12 protein-coding genes and 3 rRNA genes are annotated in these 24964 nt (G+C 68.2%); 6 read left to right on the top strand and 9 right to left on the bottom strand.

Features of this window, described 5'->3' with window-relative positions; genetic code table 11:
• Window positions 1-101 precede the first annotated feature (101 nt).
• From dnaK to F4554_RS30585, 5 genes are all read left to right on the top strand, one after another.
• Window positions 102-2003: a molecular chaperone DnaK gene (gene dnaK, locus F4554_RS30605; protein WP_179791055.1), complete on the top strand. Its 1902-nt coding sequence runs from the start codon at window positions 102-104 to the stop codon at window positions 2001-2003.
• A 754-nt stretch (window positions 2004-2757) separates the two neighbouring features.
• Window positions 2758-4274: ribosomal RNA gene (locus tag F4554_RS30600) — 16S ribosomal RNA — on the top strand.
• A 465-nt stretch (window positions 4275-4739) separates the two neighbouring features.
• Window positions 4740-7869: ribosomal RNA gene (locus tag F4554_RS30595) — 23S ribosomal RNA — on the top strand.
• Between the two features lie 187 nt (window positions 7870-8056).
• Window positions 8057-8173: ribosomal RNA gene (gene rrf / locus F4554_RS30590) — 5S ribosomal RNA — on the top strand.
• The 16S, 23S and 5S rRNA genes sit together here, the layout of an rRNA operon.
• A gap of 390 nt (window positions 8174-8563) precedes the next feature.
• The gene (locus F4554_RS30585) at window positions 8564-10609 is read left to right on the top strand and encodes an endo-beta-N-acetylglucosaminidase (protein ID WP_179791054.1); all 2046 of its coding nucleotides are present in this window, start codon (window positions 8564-8566) and stop codon (window positions 10607-10609) included.
• Between the two features lie 113 nt (window positions 10610-10722).
• Here the strand turns inward: F4554_RS30585 and F4554_RS30580 are convergent, their stop codons facing one another.
• Genes F4554_RS30580 through F4554_RS30565 form a run of 4 tightly spaced genes read right to left on the bottom strand, consistent with a single transcriptional unit; the run spans window position 10723 to window position 16455 of the window.
• The gene (locus tag F4554_RS30580; protein WP_179791053.1) at window positions 10723-12258 is read right to left on the bottom strand and encodes a glycosyltransferase; all 1536 of its coding nucleotides are present in this window, start codon (window positions 12256-12258) and stop codon (window positions 10723-10725) included.
• A complete protein-coding gene (wecB, locus tag F4554_RS30575; RefSeq protein WP_337796265.1) occupies window positions 12255-13367 on the bottom strand; it encodes a non-hydrolyzing UDP-N-acetylglucosamine 2-epimerase in 1113 nt (370 codons plus the stop codon). The genes F4554_RS30580 and wecB overlap by 4 nt, the downstream gene beginning before the upstream one ends.
• A complete protein-coding gene (locus tag F4554_RS30570) occupies window positions 13364-14698 on the bottom strand; it encodes a glycosyltransferase (RefSeq protein ID WP_179791051.1) in 1335 nt (444 codons plus the stop codon). The genes wecB and F4554_RS30570 overlap by 4 nt, the downstream gene beginning before the upstream one ends.
• Entirely contained in the window at window positions 14692-16455 is a 1764-nt protein-coding gene (locus tag F4554_RS30565; protein WP_179791050.1) for a glycosyltransferase family 4 protein, read from the bottom strand. Before F4554_RS30565 ends, F4554_RS30570 begins: the two co-directional genes overlap by 7 nt.
• 282 nt (window positions 16456-16737) lie before the next feature.
• Between F4554_RS30565 and F4554_RS30560 the strand changes: the two genes are divergently transcribed.
• Window positions 16738-18903, top strand: a complete 2166-nt coding sequence (locus tag F4554_RS30560) for a glycosyltransferase family protein (RefSeq protein WP_179791049.1) — start codon at window positions 16738-16740, stop codon at window positions 18901-18903.
• A gap of 90 nt (window positions 18904-18993) precedes the next feature.
• Here F4554_RS30560 and F4554_RS30555 read toward each other — a convergent pair whose 3' ends face one another.
• The 5 genes from F4554_RS30555 to F4554_RS30535 are packed head-to-tail and all read right to left on the bottom strand — an operon-like array spanning window position 18994 to window position 24682.
• Window positions 18994-19863, bottom strand: a complete 870-nt coding sequence (locus F4554_RS30555; RefSeq protein ID WP_179791048.1) for an ABC transporter ATP-binding protein — start codon at window positions 19861-19863, stop codon at window positions 18994-18996.
• The gene (locus F4554_RS30550; protein ID WP_179791047.1) at window positions 19856-20806 is read right to left on the bottom strand and encodes an ABC transporter ATP-binding protein; all 951 of its coding nucleotides are present in this window, start codon (window positions 20804-20806) and stop codon (window positions 19856-19858) included. Before F4554_RS30550 ends, F4554_RS30555 begins: the two co-directional genes overlap by 8 nt.
• Window positions 20803-21726, bottom strand: a complete 924-nt coding sequence (locus F4554_RS30545; protein WP_179791046.1) for an ABC transporter permease — start codon at window positions 21724-21726, stop codon at window positions 20803-20805. Before F4554_RS30545 ends, F4554_RS30550 begins: the two co-directional genes overlap by 4 nt.
• 6 nt (window positions 21727-21732) lie before the next feature.
• On the bottom strand, window positions 21733-22743 hold the full coding sequence (locus F4554_RS30540; protein ID WP_179791045.1) for an ABC transporter permease subunit: 1011 nt from the start codon (window positions 22741-22743) through the stop codon (window positions 21733-21735).
• 10 nt (window positions 22744-22753) lie between these two features.
• On the bottom strand, window positions 22754-24682 hold the full coding sequence (locus F4554_RS30535; RefSeq protein ID WP_179791044.1) for an ABC transporter substrate-binding protein: 1929 nt from the start codon (window positions 24680-24682) through the stop codon (window positions 22754-22756).
• Window positions 24683-24964 lie beyond the last annotated feature (282 nt).

Here is a 24964-nt window from a genome sequence, read left to right as displayed (position 1 = left end):
TCGATCCGGCCGACCGGTCGGCTCCCCTGTTCATCGGTACAACATCCGGTGCGGCGCCCTCGCGGGCGCCGCACCCCAATCTGGCTCGGAGGCTTGTGGTTATGTCTCGTTCGGTCGGTATCGATCTTGGTACGACGAATTCTGTGGTGGCGGTTCTTGAGGGTGGGGAGCCGACGGTTGTGACGAATGCGGAGGGTGCGCGGACGACTCCGTCGGTGGTGGCGTTTGCGAAGAATGGTGAGGTGTTGGTGGGGGAGGTGGCGAAGCGGCAGGCGGTGACGAATGTTGATCGGACGATTCGTTCGGTGAAGCGTCATATGGGGTCGGATTGGTCGGCGTCTGTGGATGGGAAGCCGTTTACGGCGCAGCAGATTTCTGCGTTTGTGTTGCAGAAGTTGAAGCGTGATGCGGAGGCGTATCTGGGGGAGTCGGTGACGGATGCGGTGATTACCGTGCCGGCGTATTTTTCGGATGCGCAGCGTCAGGCGACGAAGGAGGCTGGTGAGATCGCTGGGTTGAATGTTCAGCGGATCATCAATGAGCCGACTGCGGCGGCGTTGGCGTATGGGTTGGACAAGGGGTCGGATCAGACGATTCTGGTGTTCGATCTGGGTGGTGGCACCTTCGATGTCTCGTTGTTGGAGATTGGTGAGGGTGTGTTTGAGGTGAAGGCGACCTCTGGTGACAATCATCTGGGTGGGGATGACTGGGATTCGAAGATTGTGGACTGGCTGGTGGGTCAGTTCAAGAACAAGCATGGTGTGGATCTTGGGGCGGACAAGATCGCGAAGCAGCGGCTGACGGAGGCTGCGGAGAAGGCGAAGATCGAGTTGTCGTCGGCGTCGGAGACGTCGATCAATCTGCCGTATGTGACGTTGGGTGAGTCGGGTCCGTTGCATTTGGACGAGAAGTTGACTCGGGCTGAGTTCCAGCGGATGACGGGGGATTTGTTGGAGCGGTGTCGTCGGCCGTTCCAGCAGGTGTTGAAGGATGGCGGGGTCGAGGTGGGCAAGATCGATCACGTGATTCTTGTGGGTGGGTCGACGCGGATGCCTGCGGTGGCGGATGTGGTGCGGGAGTTGACTGGTGGTAAGGAGCCGCACAAGGGTGTGAATCCTGATGAGGTGGTGGCGATTGGTGCGTCGTTGCAGTCGGGTGTGTTGCGGGGTGAGGTGAAGGATGTCTTGTTGTTGGATGTCACTCCCCTGTCCCTCGGCATCGCGTCGGGCCGGCTGTCCGGCCAGGGCGGCATCTTCACCAAGATCATCGAGCGCAACACGACGATCCCGACCACCAAGTCGGAGGTCTTCTCCACCGCGGCCGACGGTCAGTCGTCCGTCCTGATCGAGGTGTTCCAGGGCGAGCGGGCCATGGCGGCCGACAACAAGTCGCTCGGCAACTTCGAGCTCACCGGGATCGCACCGGCTCCGCGCGGCGTGCCCAAGATCGAGGTGTCCTTCGACATCGACGCGAACGGGATCGTGCATGTGTCGGCGAAGGATCTGGGGACGGGTCGTGAGCAGAAGATGACGGTGACGGGTGGGTCGGCGTTGCCGAAGGACGACATCGACCGGATGGTCCGCGACGCGGAGCAGTACGCCGAGGAGGACCGGCGTCGTCGTGAGGCCGCCGAACTGCGCAACCAGGCGGACAGTCTGGTCTACCAGACGGAGAAGTTCGTCGCGGACAATCCCGACAGTGTTCCGGCTGAGGTGAAGTCGGAGGTCGAGCAGGATGTCGCCGCGTTGAAGAAGGCGCTGGAGGGTGAGGACAACGACGCCCTGAAGGCGGCGTTCGACAAGTTGTCGGAGTCGCGGACGAAGATGGGTTCGGCGATCTACGCCAACGCCCAGCAGTCCCAGGGCACCCCGGCCGGCGACGCCGGCGAGGGCACCGCTGACGCCGACGCTGCCGGCGCGGCCGGTGACGCTCCCACCAACGGCGGGGACGACGTCGTGGAGGGCGAGGTCGTCGACGACGACAAGTCCGGCGAGCAGAAGTAGTCGATAGTAGGCAGAGCAGTCGGTAGTCAGGAGCAGTCAGCTCCAGTTCGACCACTGCCCCGGCCGGCGGTGCACAGGTGTCCGACGACCTGTCACCGCCGGCCGGGGCGGCTCTGTCCGGTCCCCTGGCAGGCGTCCCACAGGCGCCTCCACGAGGGTGTCGGCGCATGGTCGACCCCCAAGTTGACCATCGCGAGACGACCATGTAACTTCTACGAGTCGCCGGAGAGCGGGACGCCGAAAGGCGGCCGGAACGGCGGCCAGATCGCAGGGACATACCGGACGTCACGCAGCTGTGTGACGGACGTAAGATCCAGGCGAGCCGGTCACGAAGGGCCCGATTTGCCGGGCGGCGGAGAGATCGGTAAGGTTTACCGGGTCGCTGAGAGAGCGGGACACCGAGAGGTGGCCGGACCAGCGATCACCCCCACAAGATCAGCGCAGGAGCGCCTCGGCGTTCTGAGCGGGTCTTGAGGGCGCCCCGAACAGCCGAGTTGACACGGATGGTCGGAGCAAGTAACGTAGAGGAGTTGCCCTGGAGCCGGGCTGGGAGGTCTGGTTCTGGTGTGTGTCTGATCCTTGAGAACTCAACAGCGTGCCGAAAGTCGATGCAGTGTTTTTTGCCCCGTTGGCAAGGTGCTGTGCGTGCCTGATGGCTTTGGTCTGATGGTGTGTGTGGTGTTTTGTCGCGGATTCCTTTGGTGACAGGCAACCTGTGGGTTGTTTGTTTGCTGGGGTGGCTTTTTGTTGGTTTTCAACGGAGAGTTTGATCCTGGCTCAGGACGAACGCTGGCGGCGTGCTTAACACATGCAAGTCGAGCGGAAAGGCCCTTCGGGGTACTCGAGCGGCGAACGGGTGAGTAACACGTGAGCAACCTGCCTTCAGCTCTGGGATAAGCCTGGGAAACTGGGTCTAATACCGGATATGACCTCTGCCTGCATGGGTGGTGGTGGAAAGATTTATTGGCTGAAGATGGGCTCGCGGCCTATCAGCTTGTTGGTGGGGTGATGGCCTACCAAGGCTTTTACGGGTAGCCGGCCTGAGAGGGCGACCGGCCACACTGGGACTGAGACACGGCCCAGACTCCTACGGGAGGCAGCAGTGGGGAATATTGCACAATGGGCGGAAGCCTGATGCAGCAACGCCGCGTGAGGGATGACGGCCTTCGGGTTGTAAACCTCTTTCAGCGGGGACGAAGCGTGAGTGACGGTACCCGCAGAAGAAGCGCCGGCCAACTACGTGCCAGCAGCCGCGGTAACACGTAGGGCGCGAGCGTTGTCCGGAATTATTGGGCGTAAAGGGCTCGTAGGCGGTTTGTTGCGTCGAAAGTGAAAATCCGGGGCTTAACTCCGGACTTGCTTTCGATACGGGCAGACTAGAGGTAGGCAGGGGAGAGTGGAATTCCTGGTGTAGCGGTGGAATGCGCAGATATCAGGAGGAACACCGGTGGCGAAGGCGGCTCTCTGGGCCTTACCTGACGCTGAGGAGCGAAAGCGTGGGGAGCGAACAGGATTAGATACCCTGGTAGTCCACGCCGTAAACGTTGGGCGCTAGGTGTGGGGGACTTCCACGTTCTCCGTGCCGCAGCTAACGCATTAAGCGCCCCGCCTGGGGAGTACGGCCGCAAGGCTAAAACTCAAAGGAATTGACGGGGGCCCGCACAAGCGGCGGAGCATGTTGCTTAATTCGATGCAACGCGAAGAACCTTACCTGGGTTTGACATGCAGAGAAATCTCGTAGAGATACGGGGTCCGTAAGGGCTCTGCACAGGTGGTGCATGGCTGTCGTCAGCTCGTGTCGTGAGATGTTGGGTTAAGTCCCGCAACGAGCGCAACCCTCGTCCTATGTTGCCAGCGGGTAATGCCGGGAACTCATAGGAGACTGCCGGGGTCAACTCGGAGGAAGGTGGGGATGAGGTCAAGTCATCATGCCCCTTATGTCCAGGGCTGCAAACATGCTACAATGGTCGGTACAATGGGCTGCGAAATCGTAAGGTGGAGCGAATCCCTAAAAGCCGGCCTCAGTTCGGATCGGGGTCTGCAACTCGACCCCGTGAAGTTGGAGTCGCTAGTAATCGCGGATCAGCAACGCCGCGGTGAATACGTTCCCGGGCCTTGTACACACCGCCCGTCAAGTCATGAAAGTCGGCAATACCCGAAGCCGGTGACCTAACCCCTTGTGGGATGGAGCCGTCGAAGGTGGGGCTGGCGATTAGGACTAAGTCGTAACAAGGTAGCCGTACCGGAAGGTGCGGCTGGATCACCTCCTTTCTAAGGAGCTTTTCTGGCGGCCGTCGTGGTGGTTTCACTGTGGTGGTTGTTCAGGGCGCCGTTGTCCGGCCGAGTGTGTCGGAGCGGTGAGCTCATTTAGTGGAGCATCGGCTAGTGGGTGTTTGCCCATGGTTTCTGCGTGGCCTAGTACTGCTCTCGCTGCCTTTGGTGGTGGGGTGTGGAACGGGGCGTGGGCTGTGGGTGGCGCTGAGGCACGTTGTTGGGTCCTGAGGGATCAGGCCCACCACGCAACGGTTGTTGTGTGGTGGTTTTGGTTTCCTTGGGTTGTCGGGCCGTTCCTTCACCGAACGGCCACCCGGGTTTCGCCGGCGGGATGTTGTTCTCGTTTCGGGGTTGTTCGTGGTGGTGTGCGGTGGTTGTGGGGTGGTGTCCGTTCGTTTCTTGAGAACTGCATAGTGGACGCGAGCATCTTTGTTTTGCCGAGAACTGTGTGTCTGTTTGTTGTGACAAGTTAGTAAGGGCACTCGGTGGATGCCTTGGCACCAGAAGCCGATGAAGGACGTAGGAGCCTGCGATAAGCCCCGGGGAGTTGGCAACCGAGCTGTGATCCGGGGGTGTCCGAATGGGGAAACCCGGCTGGAGTCATGTCCAGTCACCGGCGCCTGAACACATAGGGCGTTCGGAGGGAACGCGGGGAAGTGAAACATCTCAGTACCCGCAGGAAGAGAAAACAATTGTGATTCCGTGAGTAGCGGCGAGCGAAAGCGGAAGAGGCTAAACCGTGTAGGTGTGATAGCTGGCAGGTGTTGCCTATGCGGGGTTGTGGGATCGTCTTGTCGGAGCTGCTGATCCGGCGAGGAGTTATAAACCGCTGCGGAAGTCGAAGGGTCTGGAAAGTCCCGGCATAGCAGGTGATACCCCTGTAGACGTAACGTGGTGGCTCCTGGACGTGTTCCCAAGTAGCACGGGACCCGTGAAATCTCGTGTGAATCTGGCGGGACCACCCGCCAAGCCTAAATACTTTCTGGTGACCGATAGTGAACCAGTACCGTGAGGGAAAGGTGAAAAGTACCCCGGGAGGGGAGTGAAATAGTCCCTGAAACCGTGTGCCTACAATCCGTCGGAGCGTCTCCTTTGTGGGGTGTGACGGCGTGCCTTTTGAAGAATGAGCCTGCGAGTTAGTGGTGCGTGGCGAGGTTAACCCGTGTGGGGGAGCCGTAGCGAAAGCGAGTCCGAACAGGGCGTGTGAGTCGCGTGCTCTAGACCCGAAGCGGAGTGATCTACCCATGGGCAGGGTGAAGCGCGGGTAAGACCGCGTGGAGGCCCGAACCCACCGGCGTTGAAAAGCCGGGGGATGACCTGTGGGTAGGGGTGAAAGGCCAATCAAACTCCGTGATAGCTGGTTCTCCCCGAAATGCATTTAGGTGCAGCGTCGCGTGTTTCCTACCGGAGGTAGAGCACTGGATGGTCTAGGGGGCCGACAAGCTTACCGAAATCAGCCAAACTCCGAATGCCGGTAGGTGAGAGCGCGGCAGTGAGACTGCGGGGGATAAGCTTCGTAGTCGAGAGGGAAACAGCCCAGATCACCAGCTAAGGCCCCTAAGCGTTCGCTAAGTGGAAAAGGATGTGGAGTCGCAGAGACAACCAGGAGGTTGGCTTAGAAGCAGCCACCCTTGAAAGAGTGCGTAATAGCTCACTGGTCAAGTGATTCTGCGCCGACAATGTAGCGGGGCTCAAGCGAACCGCCGAAGCTGTGGCATTCACGTATTGTTCGGCTCTGCCTTTCGGGGTGGGGTCCAGACGTGTGGATGGGTAGGGGAGCGTCGTGTGGCGTGTGAAGCGGCGGGGTGACCCAGTCGTGGATGCTACACGAGTGAGAATGCAGGCATGAGTAGCGAAAGAGGAGTGAGAAACTCCTCCGCCGAATGACCAAGGGTTCCAGGGCCAGGCTAATCCGCCCTGGGTAAGTCGGGACCTAAGGCGAGGCCGACAGGCGTAGTCGATGGACAACGGGTTGATATTCCCGTACCGGCTTTGTCGCGCCCATGCTGAGCCCGGTGATGCTAAGCGCCCGAGCCTGGTTCGACCTTTCGGGGTTGTTCTGGGTGAGCGCGTGAACCGATCCGGTAGTAGGCAAGCGATGGGGTGACGCAGGAGGGTAGCTCTACGCGGCGATGGTAGGCGAAAGCTGATCCGCGGGCAAAGGTGTAGGACGAGACGTTGGTAAATCCGCGTCTTTTATGTCTGAGACCTGATGCCGAGCCGATTGAGGCGAAGTGAGTGATCCCATGCTGCCGAGAAAAACCTCTAGTGAGTGACAAGGCCGCCCGTACCCCAAACCGACACAGGTGGTCAGGTAGAGAATACCAAGGCGATCGGGCGAACCGTGGTTAAGGAACTCGGCAAAATGCCCCCGTAACTTCGGGAGAAGGGGGACCGGATCCGTGAGGGGACTTGCTCCCTGCAGCGGTGAAGGTCGCAGAGACCAGGCCCAAGCGACTGTTTACTAAAAACACAGGTCCGTGCGAAGTCGCAAGACGATGTATACGGACTGACGCCTGCCCGGTGCTGGAACGTTAAGGGGACCGGTTAGACCTCACGGTCGAAGCTGAGAACTTAAGCGCCAGTAAACGGCGGTGGTAACTATAACCATCCTAAGGTAGCGAAATTCCTTGTCGGGTAAGTTCCGACCTGCACGAATGGCGTAACGACTTGGGCGCTGTCTCAACCACGGACCCGGCGAAATTGCACTACGAGTAAAGATGCTCGTTACGCGCAGCAGGACGGAAAGACCCCGGGACCTTTACTACAGCTTGGTATTGGTGGTCGGTTCGGTTTGTGTAGGATAGGTGGGAGACTGTGAAGCCTGGACGCCAGTTCGGGTGGAGTCAACGTTGAAATACCACTCTGATCGTATTGGCTGTCTAACCTCGGTCCGTTATCCGGATCAGGGACAGTGCCTGGTGGGTAGTTTAACTGGGGCGGTTGCCTCCCAAAATGTAACGGAGGCGCCCAAAGGTTCCCTCAGCCTGGTTGGCAATCAGGTGGCGAGTGCAAGTGCACAAGGGAGCTTGACTGTGAGACCGACAGGTCGAGCAGGGACGAAAGTCGGGACTAGTGATCTTACGGTGGCACGTGGAAGCGCCGTGACTCAACGGATAAAAGGTACCCCGGGGATAACAGGCTGATCTTGCCCAAGAGTCCATATCGACGGCATGGTTTGGCACCTCGATGTCGGCTCGTCGCATCCTGGGGCCGGAGCAGGTCCCAAGGGTTGGGCTGTTCGCCCATTAAAGCGGTACGCGAGCTGGGTTTAGAACGTCGTGAGACAGTTCGGTCCCTATCCGCTGTGCGCGCAGGAGACTTGAGAAGGGCTGTCCCTAGTACGAGAGGACCGGGACGGACGAACCTCTGGTGTGCCAGTTGTTCTGCCAAGAGCACCGCTGGTTGGCTACGTTCGGAAGTGATAACCGCTGAAGGCATCTAAGCGGGAAGCACGCTTCAAGATGAGGTCTCCCACCGGGTTAACCGGGTAAGGCCCCCAGAAGACGACTGGGTTGATAGGCCAGATGTGGAAGCGAGGACTAAAGACTCGTGAAGCTGACTGGTACTAATAGGCCGAGGGCTTGTCACACACCACACCCCCTTTGCGGGGTGTGAGCATCACACGTGACGAACGCAAAAACGAAGACTGTGCGTCCACTATGCGGTTCTGAAGACACGAACCACCCACCCCGCCACACGATCCCGGCGCGCCGGCAACGGCCCAGGGTGTGTTTGGGCCTGGTAGTTGTGGTTGCTGGTTCATATCTTCACAGCGTTACGGCGGTCATGGCGAAGGGGAAACACCCGGTCCCATTCCGAACCCGGAAGTTAAGCTCTTCAGCGCCGATGGTACTGCAGGAGGGATCCTGTGGGAGAGTAGGACGCCGCCGGACATACATTGGTTGAGGGCCACCCCACACGGGGTGGCCCTCAGTCATGTCCGGACCTCATTCGCCAGGCCCCGGACTCATTTCGCCGGGCCTTGGGCCCATGTGGCGTGGCGTTGGGCCGATTCAACTGGGCCGGGCTCTTCCCGCCTGGCTCGACTGTCCGGTTGGCTCGACATCGACCGTGCACGCTGACGGCCATCCACTCCCTTCACCGGATGTGGCCGTCATTCGTACTTTCCTTGCCCTCTGCGGCGCCGGCGCACCATGATCCACTTCACCGTGGATCGACGTCGGCAGCTGCGGCCTGAAGCAGGCGGTGTGCCGAAACCCGAGCCCGCGGCGATTGTCCGCGACGCTGGGGCCGGCGCGTGCCGGCAGACGGGGAGGTCGACGATGGCGAGACCCACAGCGAGTCCCGGCCGGATTGCCGGGATAGCCCTGACCGTCGGGCTGCTCGGTGCGGCAATGGCACCCGGCGCTGTGAGCGCGGCGAGTACGACGTCGACGGGCACTGCGCATACAACCTCACCGAGTGCGGGCGCGGCCGACCCGAAAGCATCGGCGCCGCGAGCAGCTGTGGTCCCGTCCTCGGTCGGCACCGGTCGGTCGGCTGCCACCGCCCCGTCGGCGGATGCGGGCCGGCCGTACGCACCAAACTGGTTCCCGGACGAGCTGCTCGCGTGGAGCCCGTCCACCGACCCCGATGCGGCGTACAACCGCAGCACCACTCCCCTGGCGGGGCGGGTCGTGGATCGGCTGACGACGGCGAACCCACTGGCGAGGCCACGTCGGGTGATGGCGCTGTCGGTGTTCGCCAACACCGACGGCAACCCGTCCCAGGGGTCGGCCGACTTCGACTACTACACCTCGGACTTCTGGCAGTACCTCGACACCCTGGTGTTCTGGGGCGGATCCGCCGGCGAGGGCCTGATCCTCGCCCCGAACCCGACCGTGGTCGACGCCGCCCACCGCAACGGCGTGCCGGTCCTCGGCACCGTCTTTCTGCCGCCCACCGTGTACGGCGGAAAGCTGGAATGGGTCCGGCAGCTCCTCACCCGGGACGCCGCCGGCCATTTCCCTGCCGCGGCCAAGCTGGCGCAGGCGGCGGACTACTACGGGTTCGACGGCTGGTTCGTCAACCAGGAGACGGAGGGCTCGGACGCGAAGCTGGCCAAGGACATGCGGGACTTCCTGGTCGAGCTCAGGGCGCACGGCCAGCAGGTGCTGTGGTACGACGCGATGGTCGAGTCCGGCGAAGTGGACTGGCAGAACGCACTCACCGACGCCAACGACGACTTCTTCGCCGTCTCCGACCTGATGTTCCTCAACTACGGCTGGAACGCCGATCGGCTGGCGTCCTCGGCAGCGCACGCGAAGGCGATGGGCCGTGACCCGGCCGACCTGCACGCCGGCGTGGACGTGGGCTGGCGGCAGTTCGCGGTGCAGAGGTACTTCGACACGCTGTTCCCCGACGACGGGGACGGTTCCGGTATCTCGGTCGCGTTGTACCGGCCCGACTTCACCCTCACCGGCACCGACGACAGGTCGCAGTACGCCGAGCGGGATGCCCGCTTCTGGGTCGGCGCGGACGACGACCCCAGCTCCTCCTCCGCCGACGCCGAGGGCTGGCGCGGAGTGTCGACCAAGGTGGCCGAGCACGCGGTGGTGACCCACACGCCGTTCGTCACGACGTTCGGCGACGGCCGCGGCCGGCTGTGGGCGTACGACGGACAGGTGTGGCAGCGCGGCGACTGGAACAACCTCAGCGCCCAGGACGTCCTGCCAACCTGGCGCTGGATCGTTCGGGGGTCGCCGCTGACCGTCGACCTGGACCACGACCAGGCCTGGCGGGGTGGTTCGTCCCTGCACATCCGCGGAGGTCTCACCGAGCCCACCACCATCCCGCTGTACGCGACACGGCTGCGCGTCGAGCGGGACACCAGGCTGCGGGTGACGGCGACCGGCGAAGCGAGTTGGGACGCCGTTCTCCGGTTCGCCGACCAACCGGACCACGATGTCGTCGTACCGCTCGGGGACACCGCGGACCGGTGGCGTACGCACACCGCGCCGCTGGGCCGGTTCGCCGGCCGGACTCTTGTCAGCGTGGGCCTGCGCCTGCGCGGCGCCCAGCCGGACCTGGACGTCCACGTCGGCGAGCTGGCGCTGCTGGGCAACGGGTCACGGCCACCGGCGGCGCCGGTGAACGTCGTGGCCGAGCGGTCCGGTGACGGCGTGCGCGTGCACTGGGGGTCCCAGGCGGGCAGGGGTACGCGGTACGACGTCGAGGCGGTGACGGCCCGCGGAGCCCGCACCTGGCTGGGCGCCACCACCGGGTCGGCGTTCTACGCCGCGAAGCTGCCCGCCGCGACGGTCCGGGTCGAGGTGGTGCCGGTCGGAGCAGACGGCCGGCGCGGTGCGGCCGGCGCCGATCGTCCCTGACCGGCGACGGTGAGGCTCGGACGACCGGGGCGGCGGGGACGCCCGGTCCCAGACCCGTCCGAGACGGGCTTCGAACAGGCCGCGGGTGCAGTGAGCGGCTAGGACTCCCGCGGTCAGGCGCGGCCGGCTGGTCGTCCGGTTCGGGCGAGCCGGTCGTCCGGTTCGGCCTCCGCCGGCCACCGGTAGGCGTCGTGGGCAATCGCGAGGCGCCGGGCGCGGTAGGCCGGGGAACTGCCCGCCAGCACGTGCTCGACCGGGTGGTCACCGCGCAGTTGGGCCGGGTCCAGCCGGTCGGTGACGGTCGGCCGGACGGCCAGCGGACGCATGGGCCCGGGGACCGGTAGACGGCCCAGCGCCCGGCGTACGGCGGAGGTTCCGGCCGGGCCCAGCGCACGCATCACGCCGGCGCGGGCTTCCAGGTCGAACGCTCGCAACCGTTCGGCTCGGCCGGCCCGATGGCCGGTGAAGCCGGCGAGGTTGCGCAGCTGCTCCGCAGTGGCCAGGTCACCGGTCGGCGTGGGCAGTCGCGCGCATGCGGCCGCCAGCTCGGCCCGCACTGCCGGGTCCAGCACCCGCGCACACGCCGCGGCGACCGACGGCGCGGTGTCGTCGACCGCCAGTACGGCGAGCCCGGCCTGGGCCACTGCCTCGGACCGGGTCCGCTGGTCGTCGGTGGCGGTGGCGGCGTTCGGTACCAGAACGGTCGGCACCCCGGCCGGCAGCAACTCGTGCACCGCGTTGTAGCCGGCGGCGCTCACCGCCGCGTCGAACGCCGCAAGGTGACGGGCCAGCGGATACACGTCGACGAGTTCGTGCACGCGGGCCGCCTCCGCGGGCGGCAGCCCGGACCGCGCCAGCGGCGCCCTGGTCACCGCCACCTGCCACTCCGGGCGATCGAGGAACGTCCGGATCGCGGCCAGTGCGGGCGTGACAGCGTCGTTGATCGACCCGGCGCCGAGGGTGACCAGCGCGGTCGGCCGGTCCGGGTCGAGCCCGAGCGCGGCCGCCGCCTCGGGTCGCGACAGTGGCCGGCTCCGGGGCCAGACGCTGATCGGAGGGACCTGTACGGCGTTCCGGCGACCGGCCGTGGCGCCGCGGTCGGCCTCGGCGGCCAGGTCCCCGGGCTCGACGACCAGGTCGAAGAACGGTTCGGCGGCCAGCGCCCGCCGGTTGGCGCCCGGCCGCCACATGCCGCGGCGTACCCAGACGAACGCGACGTCCGGGTGCGCGGCCCGCGCCCGGAGTAGCCCGAGGTAGGGCGCCACCCCGTCGAAGACGAAGGTGTCGGCGCCCGTCTCGGCCAGCAACGCGCCGACGCGCGCGGCGAGGTATCCGTGCCAGGACAGGTGCGGCATCCAGTTGCGGTGGTGGCTCGGGCAGTACTCCGCCCGCAGCCCGTGCCGGGTCACGACGTGCACGGCCTGGGACAGGGAGAAGACGAGGGGTTCGGCGTCCACCGTGTCCTGGAGCGCGAGCGCGACGGCGGCCTGCCGGGCCAGGTGGCCCATGCCGGTGCCGTTGCTGGTGGCCAGGACGATCCGGCGCGCCGGACCTCGCCCGTCGGCGCCGGAGTCGGCACCTCGAGCCGTACTGTCGCGGGTCGTGCTGTCACCAGCCGTGCGGTCGCCGGCCGCGGAGGCGTCGCTCATCCGGGCGAGTTGGCCGCGCCCGCCACGGACGAGCGGTCGGCCAGCCAGGCGGAGACGATCGCGGCGATGCGCGGGCCGGCCTGCCCGTCCCACAGCGGCGGCACCGGCCACGACGACGGGCGCCCGCGGTCGGCGATCTGCGACAGCTCGGCCGGCAACGTGTCCGCGCGTACCAGCCGGTTGGTGCCGTGGGTGATGGTCGCCGGGCGTTCGGTGGACGGCCGGAGAGTGAGGCAGGGGACGCCGAGCACGGTGGTCTCCTCCTGTACGCCGCCGGAGTCGGTGAGGACCGCCTCCGCGCCGCGGACGAGCGACATGAACTCGACGTATCCCAGCGGATCCACCACCCGGATGTCCGGGTGGTCGGCGAAGCCGAGCTCGAGCAGCCGGGCCCGGCCGCGCGGGTGCAGCGGAACCAGGATCGGCATCAGGTCGGCGCACTTGTGCATCGCCTGCACCAGCGCGCGGGCCTGTGCCTCGCCGTCGACGTTGCCGGGGCGGTGCAGGGTGGCCACGGCGTACCGGCCGTTCAGACCGTGCGCCGCCTGGGCGGGGCCGGGCTCGAACCGGTCCAGGTGGGTGAGCAACGTGTCGATCATCGGGTTGCCGACCAGGTGGATCCGCTCGTCGGGTACGCCCTCGCGGGCCAGGTGGCCGATCGCCTCCGGGCTGGTGACGAACGCGAGATCGGACAGCGCGTCGGTGACCTTGCGGTTGATCTCCTCCGGCATGGTCAGGTCGAAGCTGCGCAGCCCGGCCTCCACGTGTGCCAGGGGTACGCCGATCTTCGCGCAGACCAGGGCCGCCGCCACCGTGGAGTTGACGTCGCCGTACACGACGACGAGTTCGGGCGGCTCGCTGCTGAACAGCTCCTCCAGCGCGACCATCACCGCGGCCGTCTGGCTCGCGTGCGAGCCCGAGCCGACGCCCAGGTTGACGTCCGGGCGGGGCAGGTCCAGCTCCCGGAAGAAGATCTCCGACAGCCGGTCGTCATAGTGCTGTCCGGTGTGCACCAGCCGCTGCTCGAGTCCGAGCCGGGCGAGTGCGGCCAGGACCGGTGCGGCCTTCGGAAAGTTCGGACGGGCGCCGGTGATGTGCACGACGGTCACGGTGTTCCTCCTTGGACGTGGTCTGGGTCGTGCCCTGCGATGTGGTCTGGGTCGTGCGCGGGGATGTGCGCTGGGTCGAGCCATCCGCGCACGGCGGCGGCGAAGGTGGCCGAGACCCGGGCGGGGGCAAGGCGGGCGGCCGCCGCGGCGGCGCTCGCCCGGGCCTGTGGCGTGGTGAGCACCCGCCCGGCCTCGGCGAGGGCTTCGAGCAGGCCGTCGACGCTGCCGGCCGTGCTGTCGTCGAGGGTGCTGCCGAACCTGCCGCCGAATCCGTCGCCGATGCCGTTGCCGATGCCGTTGCCGAACCTGTCGGCGGTCCGCCCGTCGTACCGGAGCGTGTGGTTCGCCTCCAGCCGCAGCCCGGGCGCCGCGTCGTCGCGAACCACCGCCGGCAACCCGAAGGTGAGTGCGAGCGCGCGGGCGCCGGAGTTCAGCGAACGGCGGTACGGCAGTACCGCGAGGTCGGCCGCCCGCAGGTAGACCTGCATCTCCTCCGCCGGGATCTTCCGCAGCGAGGCGTGCGCGGTGGGGTGCGCCCGCAGCCGGTCCCGGAACGCCAGCGTCTCCGGTTCGGAGCCGGCCGATCCGGCGACGAGCAGGGCGTACCGCCCGGGTTCGCGTTCGCACAACCGGTCGAACGCGTCGAGCAGTTCGGTGATCCCCTTGTACGGCTGGACCCGGCCGAGCAGCAGGAAGACGGTGGTGCCGTCGGGCAGGCCGAGCTCGGCCCGGGCCTGCGCCCGCGGCATCCACGACGGGTAGGCGTCCTGGTAGCACGGGTGTGGGACGGACAGCTCCTTGTCCGCGGGAATGTCGAACCACGGCGCGACCAGCTCGCGGGTGCGCGGACTCATCACGTGCACGCGTTCGGCGAAGGAGACCACGCCCTGCCGCAGCTCGGCGTCCAGGTCGGGGTAGCGGGTCTGGTGGGGAAGGATGTTGTGCACCGTCCACAGCAGCCGCGCGCCGGTGTCGCACAGCTGTGCCAGCCCGTCCAGGAAAGCCTTCACGCGGTCCCGGGCGTCGGCCTCGTCACGGGCCTTGGCCAGCACGGGGTTGAGCCAGTGCAGGTGGGCGACGAACTCCACGCCGGCGCCCGCGACCATGGATGCGACCTGCTGGGTGACGGTCAGGTCGTACGTCGGTAACGGGGTGAGCCCGGCCGGGCGCAGCCGGGAGTAGAGCATGTCCTGGAAGGGGTTTCCGCGCGAGACCGGGAAGTATCCGAACAGCGCGCCGTCGGGGCGGGTCCAGTCGTGCCCGGCCAGCGCGCGGGTCGCGTCGTCGATGGCCAGGGCGGGATCGTGGCCGAGGCGCCGGGTGATCAGCACGCCGATCCCTCCTCTGGTGCAGTACGAGCTGGTCGACCCGGCTCGCCGAGGCGCAGCAGGTCGGCGTACGCCTGAACGAACGCGCCGGCCACCGCGTCCCAGGAACGCTCGGCGGCGACCCACGCCGCGGCGTTGTCGACGAGGTGCCGACGGGTGGGTACGTCGTCCATCAGCTCGACCGCCGCGGCTGCCAGCGCACCCGGGTCGCCGGCCCGGAACGCCAGCCCGCGTTGGCCTCCCGCTCCCCCGGGCGTGCTGCCCACGATCTCGGTCAGCGCGGGCAGGTCGGCGACCAGGACGGGGACCCGCATCGCCATCGCCTCGAACGGTTTCATCGGCGAGACCATCCGGGCGGCGCGTTCGTCCACCCGGGGCACCACGAACACGTCGATCTGGGCGTAGTGCCCGGCCACCTCGTCGAACGGCACGTTGCCGGTGAAGACCACGTGCTCGGCCACCTCGAGGCGCTCGGCCAGGGCTTCCAGCGCGGGCCGCCGGCCGCCGTCGCCGACCAGCAGCCCGGTCACCGCGCGTCCCCGCGCCCGCAGCCGGGCGACCGCCTCGATCAGTACCTCCTGGCCCTCGCGCGGGTGGGACAGGTTGCTCACGTAGCCGAGGGTGAACGAGTCCGTCAACCCCAGCTTGCGGCGCAGGTCGGGGTCGCGCGGGCGCGGTGCGAACCGGTCGAGGTCGACGCCGTTGGGCACCACCCGCACCTTGTCGGCGGGGATGCCGTGGCGTTCGACGATCTCGTCCCGCATCGGCGACGACAACGTGAGGACGAGGGAGGCCTCTCGCATCATCGCGGTCTCGGTGGCGAACCGGCGGCGGGGATACTCCGCGGTTTCGGAGAGCCGCGCGTCGGAGGTCCAGGTCGTCTCGAAGAAGCTGCGTACCTCGTACAGCCACGGAATGCCGGCCCAGCGGGCGACCGCACCGGCGGCCAGCGCGGCCTCGTAGCCCCGGTGCCCGGACGAGACGTGCAGCAGGGCGGGGCGTTCGCGGGCGACCACCCCGGCGAGAGTGGCGGCGGCCAGACTGGCGTACTCGTCGTGCCCGAGGTCGCGGAGGCGACGACCTGCGTTCGGCAGCAGATGGTGGTACGTGACGCCCTCGACGACGCTGCGGTCCGGTGCGGTCGGCGTATGCGGCCCGTCCGTCCCGTCGGTCACGTCCAGCGTGCCGGGAAAGCCGGGCTCGGTCACCCCCACGACGTCCCAGCCCTCGCGGGCGAGTGCGCGCAGCGACTCGTGGGAGCGGGTGCAGAACCCGTTGTGCAGGTAGGGCCTGGACTCCTTGGCGACGTAGAGCACCCGGCCCTCGCGCGCCTCGTAGCCCCGCGGAGCCGGTGCGGTGACCACCGGCCGCCAGCGCGGGTCGGTCTCCCGTGCCCGGCCGACCGCCCTGCGGGCCTCCCGCCAGTGCGCGGGCAGCTTTGTCCGCTCGACCCGGGCGACGGCGTAGGACCCGGCCTCGGTGACCGCGCCCCGCTTCGTCGCCACCCGAAGCCCCAGGTCGAGCGCGGGCACGTCACCCGGGTCGCGCCGCAGCACGGCATCGACGCGTGCCGCCGCCTCGGCGTACTCCCCGGCGCCGAGGCTTGCTCGGGCGGCACTCAGGCCGGTCCGCGCGACGAGCGCGGTCTGCCGGCCGAGTACTGCCCGCTGGAGCTCACGCAGCCGCCGACGGACCTGAGGAGAGAGGCGCTGCCGGGCGAGCGCACGCCCGCGCCGGGCCAGGTCGTCCGCGAAACTCAACGTCCGCCCCCCATGGCTCGTACGCGGTGCCGCGTCGTCGGTTTCCACTGTTGCCGGACGGTAGCGCTCGGTGAGCGGAGCCCGGATTGCTCAGCTTGCCAAACAATGCCGGGCACGGGCGGCGAACAGCGAGATCGGCCGGATACCGAGCCGAATGTCACCGTGCGTGAGGGAACTGACGCCTCGCCGGGGCGGTCGGGCGGGGTGTGAACGGGCCCGGCATTTCCGGACTGTTCGACGTCGGTGCTCGGCATCGGTGGCGAGGGTCCCTATGCTCCGGTCGTGGCTGACGACACATCTCTTGGCGTCCAGCAGACGCGGCCGGCCCTCCGGGAAGGCCCGGAAGGCTCCCCTGTGCCGGCCGCAGTGGGCAGCGTAGTTGTGCTGTGCGACCCGAGCTGGCCAGCTGACCCGGGTGTGTGCTGTTGGCGCGCGAACGTTCATGCCGCCTTCACCGAACTCGGCCTGGACGTTCACCAGGTCTCCTGGTCGCCGCCGCCACCGGAGCTGGTGGAGCCGAGCACGGCACCCACCGCGCGGGTGCCGAGCGCCGCCGGGGTGGCGGTGCGGTTCGTCGGCCGGGCCGCGCGCGCCGGTGCGTACGCCGTCGCCCGGCGGACCCGCACGGCGGCCAGGCGGGTGGGCCACGAGTTCGGCGTGCACGTGTCCCGGCGGCGGGCGGCGGGAACGCCGGCGCCGGTGGAGCCGGTGCCCGCCCGCACCTCCGGTGAACCCGACCCCCAGCTCGCCGCCCTGGCCGGTGCCCGCCTGGTGCTCGCCGAGTCCTCCGCGGCGGCGCTGGCCGCGGTCGACTCCGGCGTACCCGGTGCCGCCGTGTGGCTGTTCGCCGTCCCGCCCGAACGCGCCGCCCCCGGTGAGCCGGTGACCTGGGCCGGGCAGTTGCGGGAGGCCGCTCCGCTGGTCGGCGGGCTGCTCGCGGACAGCCTGGACGCGGCGGGGGTGCTGGAGCGGGTGGCCGGGCCCGCGCGCACCGTCGTCTTCCCGCCGCTGGCCGCCGACCGGCGCTGCCCGACCTGCGGTGGCCGCGGTGGCCGCGGTGGGCGTACGGACCGGCGTTCCGGCCGGGCGGGTGGAGCGGCGGACGTACACCCCACGGACGTTCCGGGTCACCTCGCGCTGTGGCGGCGGCTGCTGGACGAGACGGCGGGCGGCGCGGCCCCCGAGCCGACGGCGTACTCCTATCCCGTGGCCCGGCTGCGCGGCGACGGGGGCCCCTGGACGCCGCCCAGCCTGGACCGCTGGGGCGGCGAGCCGTGGCCACGGACCGGTGAGCAGCATGCGGAGTGGACCGCGGCCGCCCAGGACGCCGGCGCCCGGCAGGTCCTCGCCCTGCTCCCGCCGCTCGCGGAGCCCGATCAAGGCACCGGAGACACCGGGACGGCCGGGGGAACCGTGCGGGTCCGGGTGTTCGGGTACGACATGAAGTTCATGCGCGGCCTGGCCACCAAGCTCGGGCAGCGGCCGGACCTGGAGGTGGCCGTCGACGAGTGGCGTACGCCCGGCGCGCGCAACGACGGCATCACCGAGAACCTCGCCCGCTCCGGCCAGCTCCTGGTCGCCGAGTGGGCCCGGCCGAACGCGGTCTGGCTGTCCCGGGCCAAGCGCCCCGACCAGCGGCTGGTCGTACGCCTGCACCGGTTCGAGATCGAGAGCGCCTACCCTCCCAAGATCCAGCTCGACGCGGTGGACGCGGTGGTCTACATCGCGCCGCACATGCGCCGGCGGATCCGGACCGAGCTCGGCTGGCCGGACGGCAAGCTGGTCTACATCCCGAACTACGTCGACCTCGCCGCCCTGGACCGGCCGAAGTACGCCGAGGCGCGCTTCACCCTCGGCATGGTCGGGATCACCCCCGGCCTGAAGCGGTTCGACCTGGCCCTGGACCTGCTCGCCGCTCTGCGCCGGGAGGACCCGCGCTTCCACCTGCTGGTGCGCAGCCGGATGGGCTGGGCGCACAAGCCGTCGTGGGAGCGCCCCGAGGAACGCCGCGACACCCAGCGCAGCCTGGAGCGGGTGGAGAAGGACCCGCTGCTGCGCGGCGCGGTGATGTTCGACGCGTATGGCCGGGACATGCCCGCGTGGTACCGCAAGGTGGGCCACATCCTGTCGCTGTCGGACGTGGAGGGTTCGCACGCCGCGCTGGCGGAGGGCATGGGCTCGGGCGCGGTGCCGGTGATCCGGGCGTGGGAGGGCGCCGCCGAGGCGTACGGCGAGGACGCCCTGTGCGGCTCCCTGGACGAGGCGGTGGCGCGGGTGTTGGAGACCGCCGACCAGGCGACCTGGGCGGAGCGGTCGGCGTGGGCGAAGGCGGAGGTCGCCCGGCGGTTCGACCCCGACCAGGTGGTGGCCGCGTGGGCGGACCTGGCGCACGACCGGGTGGACCGGGCGCGGGCGAGGTTCGCGGCGTACGCCGACGTCGGCGCCTGACGGTCGTTCGCCCGACGGCTGGTCGTCGGGCGCGGCCGTCGGTCGTTCAGCCGTCGGCGGCCGCACAGCCGACGGGCAGCCGTCGGCGATTCAACCGTCGGACGCCCAGGCGGTGTCCGGGTCGGGCACCGGGATCGAGCTGACCAGCAGCCGGGAGTACTCGTGCCGCGGGTTGTCGATCACCTCCCGGGTGTCGCCGCGTTCGACGATCGAACCCCGGTAGAGGATGCAGATCTCGTCGCCGACCTGGTAGGCCGTGGACAGGTCGTGGGTGATGTAGAGGAACGAGATGCCGCGCTCGTCCCGCAGCCGCAGCATGATGTCCAGGATCAGCGCCCGCAACGACGCGTCCACCATCGACACCGGCTCGTCGGCCACGATCAGCCGCGGCTGGATGAGGTACGCCCGGGCCATCATCAGCCGCTGCCGCTGGCCGCCGGACAGTTGGTGCGGGTGCTTGTCGAGCACCTCCGCGCCGCGCATCCCGACCACCCGCAGGGCGTCCTCGACGAGGTCGCGGGCCTGCGCCTTCGACGTGGCCAGCCGGAAGTGCCGCACCGCCAGGTCGAAGACGTGTCGTACGCGGTAGAAGGGGTTGTAGACGCCGAACGGGTCCTGGAAGATCGCCTGCACCTCGCGGCGGTAGGCGAGGAACCCCTCCTTGTCGAGGGTGGAGACGTCCCGGCCGCGGTGCAGCACCCGGCCCGACGTCAGCGTGGTGAAGCCCAGGATGGCGTCGGACAGGGTCGTCTTGCCGCTGCCGCTCTCCCCGGCGACGGTGGTGATGCCGGCCGGCGTCTCGTGCAGTGTCAACGACACGTTGTCGAGGGCCTTGGTCTGCTCCTCGCCCTTGCCGTACACCTTCACCGCCGACCGGACCTCCAGCAGCGGTGGGCCGTCCGGCCCGGGCGTCTGCCCATTCGGCTGTCCGGTCGTCTGTCCGGTCGTCTGGTCAGCCATCGACCGTCACCTCCAGGTCGGACGTGGCCACCAGGTGGCCTGGGGCGACCTCGGCCATCGCCGGCGTGGGCCTTCGCGTGCGCAGGTCGGGTGCGCGGACGTCGCGGACCACCAGCGGCCGGCGTTCCCGGATGGACGGGATGGAGGCGATCAGGTGCCGGGTGTACGCGTGCCGCGGGTCGCGCAGGATGTCGCGTACGGAACCGATCTCCACGATGTTCCCCGCGTACATCACCGCGATCCGGTCCACCAGCTGGGCCTGCAGCGCCATGTCGTGCCCGATCAGGATCATCGAGCTGTTCAGCCGCTTCTTCACGTCCAGCAGCGTCTGGGCCACCGCCTTCTGCACCACGACGTCCAGCGCGCTGGTGGGTTCGTCGGCGATGATCACGGCCGGGTCCAGCGCGATCGCCATCGCGATGCAGACCCGCTGCTTCATCCCGCCGGACAGCTCGTGCGGGTAGAGGTCGACCACGCGTTCGGGCAGGTTGACCAGCGACAGCAGCCGGACGATGCGTTCGCGCAGCGCCCTGCGCGGCTGGCGGCCCTCGTGCGTCTCGATCGCGTCGCCGAGTTGCCGGCGTACGCGGAGCACGGGGTTCAGGGAGTTCATCGAGCCCTGCGGGATGAGCGCGATGTCGCGCCAGCGGCGGGTCCGCAGCTCCGCCTCGGACATCGCCAGCAGGTCGGCGTCGCCGAGCCGGACCGAGCCGCCCACCACCCGGCCGGGAGGCGTGGTCAGCCGCAGGATCGCCATCGCCACGGTCGACTTGCCCGAGCCGGACTCGCCGACCAGCCCGAGCGTCTCCCCGCGCCCGAGGGCGAACGACACGCCGTTCGCGGCCACCACGTCCCCGCCGGCAGTGCGGTAGTGGACCCGCAGGTCCGTCACCGACAGAACGGGATCGCCGGTACCCGTGCCAACACTCACGTCGACGCTCATGCCTTCGCTCCCCGCAGCCGCGGGTTGGCCACCTCGTCCAGGCCGATCGCCAGCAGGAACAGTCCGATGAAGATCACCATCAGCACCAGGGTCGGGAAACCCCACCACCACCACATCCCGCGCAGGATCGCCGACCCGCTGATCGCGTTGGACACCGTCATGCCGAGCGTGGGGATGCGCTGTGGCCCGAGGCCGAGCGCCTCCAGCCCGACCGCGGCCAGGATGCCGCCGGACGTCGCGCCGATGAAGCTGGCCGCGAGGTAGGGCAGCAGGTTCGGCATCATCTCCCCGAACATGATGTGCCGCGTGGGCAGCGCGGTGAGCCGGGCCATCCGGACGTACCCCTGCTCGCGCATCGACAGCACCTGCGCCCGGATCAGCCGGGTCGGCCCGGCCCAGGCGAACAACGCGACGATCAGCGCCATCGTGGTGACGTCCATCTGCCGCACGTACGCCGAGATCACCACCAGGATCGCCAGCGTCGGGATGGTGAGCGCGGTGTCGGACAGCGTACGGATCACCGTGTCCACGACCCCGCCGCGATAACCGGCGGCGAACCCCAGCACGGTGCCGACCACCATGCTCGTCACGCCAACGACCAGGCCGACCTGCAGCGTCGTCGGGCCGCCCACCACCAGCAGGGCGAGCATGTCCCGGCCGCTGTTCTCGGTGCCCAGCGGGTGCGCGAGCGAGCCGCCCGGCAGCCAGAACGGCGGCAGGTTGAGCGGTGAGCTGGCCGCCCTGGCGAGGGTGGTGTCCCACAGCAGCCGGCCCAGCAGGGTGAGCACCAGCACCCCCACGACCATGCCGGCGCCGGTGAGCAACTTGCGGTTGCGCCAAGGCGACGTCGGCCGCCGGCCGGCCGGGTCGGCGGCCTCGTCCGCCCGTTCCTGGATCTGGGTGACGGCGGTCGGGTCCATGGCCCGTCACCTCCTCTCGTAGGAGATGCGCGGATCGAGCAGCGGGTAGACCAGGTCGATGATCAGCACCGCGGTGACCGTGGTGAGGATCAGGATGAACACGATGCCCTGCATCACGGTGTAGTCGGTGGTGGAGATCGCCTGGTAGAGCAGCGCGCCCATGCCGGGATAGCCGAAGAGGTACTCCACCAGCACGGTGCCGCCGACGATCCCGCCGATGCCGAGCACGAGCGCGGTGACCTGGGGCAGGATCGCGTTGCGGATCTCGTACCGGAAAAGGATGTCCAGCGGCCGCAGCCCCTTCGCGCGGGCCAGCGTCAGGTAGTCCTCCCCGGCGACGGTGACCATCATCCCCCGCATGCCGAGCGCCCAGAACCCCATGCTGGCCAGCACGATCGACAACGCCGGCAGGGTGCCGTGCTGCACCACGCTGTTCACGAACGCCAGGCTGATCCCGGGCGTCAGGTCGCCGCGGTAGCCACCGGAGATCGGGAACAGCCGCAGGGTGAAGACGAACACGTAGATCAGGACGATCCCCAGGATGTAGAACGGGATCGCGGTGAACGTCAGCGACACCGGCAAGAAGACCCGCAGCAGCGCGGGCGTACGCCGCCAGGCCATCAGCGCACCGATCGCGCTGCCGGCGAGGAACGACAGCGCCGTCGCGATGACCAGCAGGCCGACCGTCCACGGCAGTGCCCGCCCGATCATCGTGCCCACCTGCGCGGGGAACTGCGCCAGCGAGTAGCCGAAGTCGAACGTCGCCATGCTCTTCAGGTAGTGGAGATACTGCACCGGCAGCGGGTCGTCCAGTCCGAAGCGGGCCCGCCAGGCGGCGACCAGCTTGCCGCTGCCCTCGACGTAGCCCGCCTGCGAGGTGATCCGGGTGATCATCGCCTGCACCGGGTCGCCCGGCGCCAGCCGCGGGATGAAGAACATCAGCGTCGCGCTCGCCCAGATGGTGAACAGGAACATCCCCACCCGGCGGACGACGTACCCCACGCTCAGTCCGCGCACGACCGGCTCCTCACGCGCTCACCGGGCGCAGGTGGTGGATGATCTGGTGCGCGTTCGCCCAGTCCAGCGTGGGCTGGAGGTAGTCGTTCTTCTTGGTCGCCCAGCCGGTCCAGTAGGTCGTGTCGAACGCGTACAGCTTGCGGGCGTGTGCGATCGGCAGGAACGGCAGGTCGCGCAGCCACTGCCGGGCGGCGTCCAGGAACGGCTTGTCCAGGCCGGGGTCGTCCAGCGGGAGGTTCGCCATCTGGTCGACGTACTTCGTGTAGTCGGCGTTCTTCCAGCGGACCGCGTTGGACGATGCGGTCTTGCCGACCGGCACGACCGCCTTCGCCGAGAACAGCTGCATCGAGAACCACGGTTCGGTGACCGAGCCGCAGGCGCTCCAGTCGCTGGCGGCCTCGAACTTCCCGTTGCCGAGGTTGTCGCCCCACGTGCCGATGGCGAGCTTGCGGACGGTGGCGTTGATCCCGGCGCGCTGCAACTGCTCCCCGACCACCTCGGCGTACCGCCAGATCTCGATGAAGTCGGTCGGTGCGTCGATCTGCAGCCGGAGATCCTTGCCGCCCTTCTGGTAGTAGCCGTCGCCCTTGCGGGTGTAGCCCTTCGCGGTCAGGATGCGCTCGGTCTGGCCCAGGTCGTGCTTGCCGATCGGGAACTCCTCGAACAGCCCGGCGTCCTCGATCTTCTGTACCCACCGCTGCATGGGCGGGTAGTTGGGGAAGAAGAACCTCGCCGGCGTGGTCGTGCCCTCGTAGGCGATCTTCACGATCTCGTCCCGGTCGAGGGCGTGGTTGAGCGCCCAGCGCATCTGCGGGTCGTTCCACGGTTCGACCGCGTTGTTGACCGACAGCAGCCGGGTGCACGGGTCCGGCCAGGCGTACGGCTTGTCCGGAAGCCAGGAGATCACCTTCGGGTTGCGGGCCTTCAGGCTCTCGAACGCACCTGCGGTGAGGTCGGCCACCGAGTCGAGCTGGTGGTCGGCAGCCCGGGCGACCCGGATGTCCTCGGTCTCGTTCACCACCCACTGCAGGTGCTCCGGCTTGGGCAGCGGCAGGAACCCCGCCTTCGCACCCCACCAGTCGGCTCGGCGTTCGTAGGTGAACCTCGTCGGGCTCGCCGAGGTGAGGCGGTACGGGCCGGTGAACACCGGCGACGACTTCTTGTCGTAGTTCTTGAACGTCGTGGGGTCCTTGCCCCGCCACACGTGTTCGGGCACGATCACCAGGCCGCTGTGGATCTTCACCGAGAAGTAGTCCAGCTGGAACCTCGGGTTCGGTTTGTTCAACGTGAAACGCACCGTCAGCGGGTCGACCTTCTCGACCGTCTTGACCCACTCCTGGATCGCGGCCGCGTTGTTCAGCTCCGCGCTGCCCTTGAGCAGGAGGTTCATGGTGAACACCACGTCGTCGGCGTCGTAGTCCTCCCCGTCGGACCACTTGATGCCGTCCCGGAGCTTCAGCGTCCAGACGGTGCTGGTGTCGTTCGGCTCGAACGTGAGCCCGAGCCACGGCTCGGTCTTGCCCGTCTCGTAGTCGAGGATGAACAACGGCTCGGCCATCGCCTGGTGGAAGCCGGCGTTGTTGGTGAACCCGGGTACGAACGGGTTCCACAGGTCCGGGCTCTGCACCCGGCCGCCGTGGTAGTCGAACACGACCGTACGGGCCCGGGCGCTGCCGCCGCCTCCGCCCGCTCCGCCGCCGGCTCCTCCACCGCCACCGCCGCCTCCTCCGCCTCCTCCGGCGCCCTCGCCCTCGCAGGCGGCCAGCAGCGCGGGCAGGCCGCCGACCGCCGCCCCGGCGAGGACGGCGCGGTGCAGGAACGCCCGCCGGGAGGGTGGGCCGGCGTGGTCGGGATCACCGGGTAGGCCTGTGCGGTCGGGGTGGCCGGGTAGGCCGGCGTCGTCGGCGTGGTCTGGTCCTGTCGTGGCGTGCTGGGTCATCGCGGCGCCGGCCTTCCTCGTCGGGTGTCGGCCGGTGAGCCAGCCGTCACTGCCGGTTCTTCGCCGGACAGACTGGGTGGCTCGAAGATCGCCGGTCAAGAGAGGTCAACCACCCTGGCCAGCCCCGAGCCGGTTTCGGCCCACAACGACCCGCCTCCGCGCCAGTTTCGGCGCCCGGAGCGGGTTTCGGCGGGGCGACGGCCGGGTGAACGCAGCCGGGACGCGACATGGACAGATATGACTGACCGGGTTTGAACGGTTACCTAAACGGTAACTTTCTCC

This window comes from Actinopolymorpha rutila, from assembly GCF_013407855.1.
GTDB lineage: Bacteria > Actinomycetota > Actinomycetes > Propionibacteriales > Actinopolymorphaceae > Actinopolymorpha > Actinopolymorpha rutila.
Note: the sequence above shows the minus strand (reverse complement) of the source record. Positions and strands in the feature narration are given on the sequence as shown.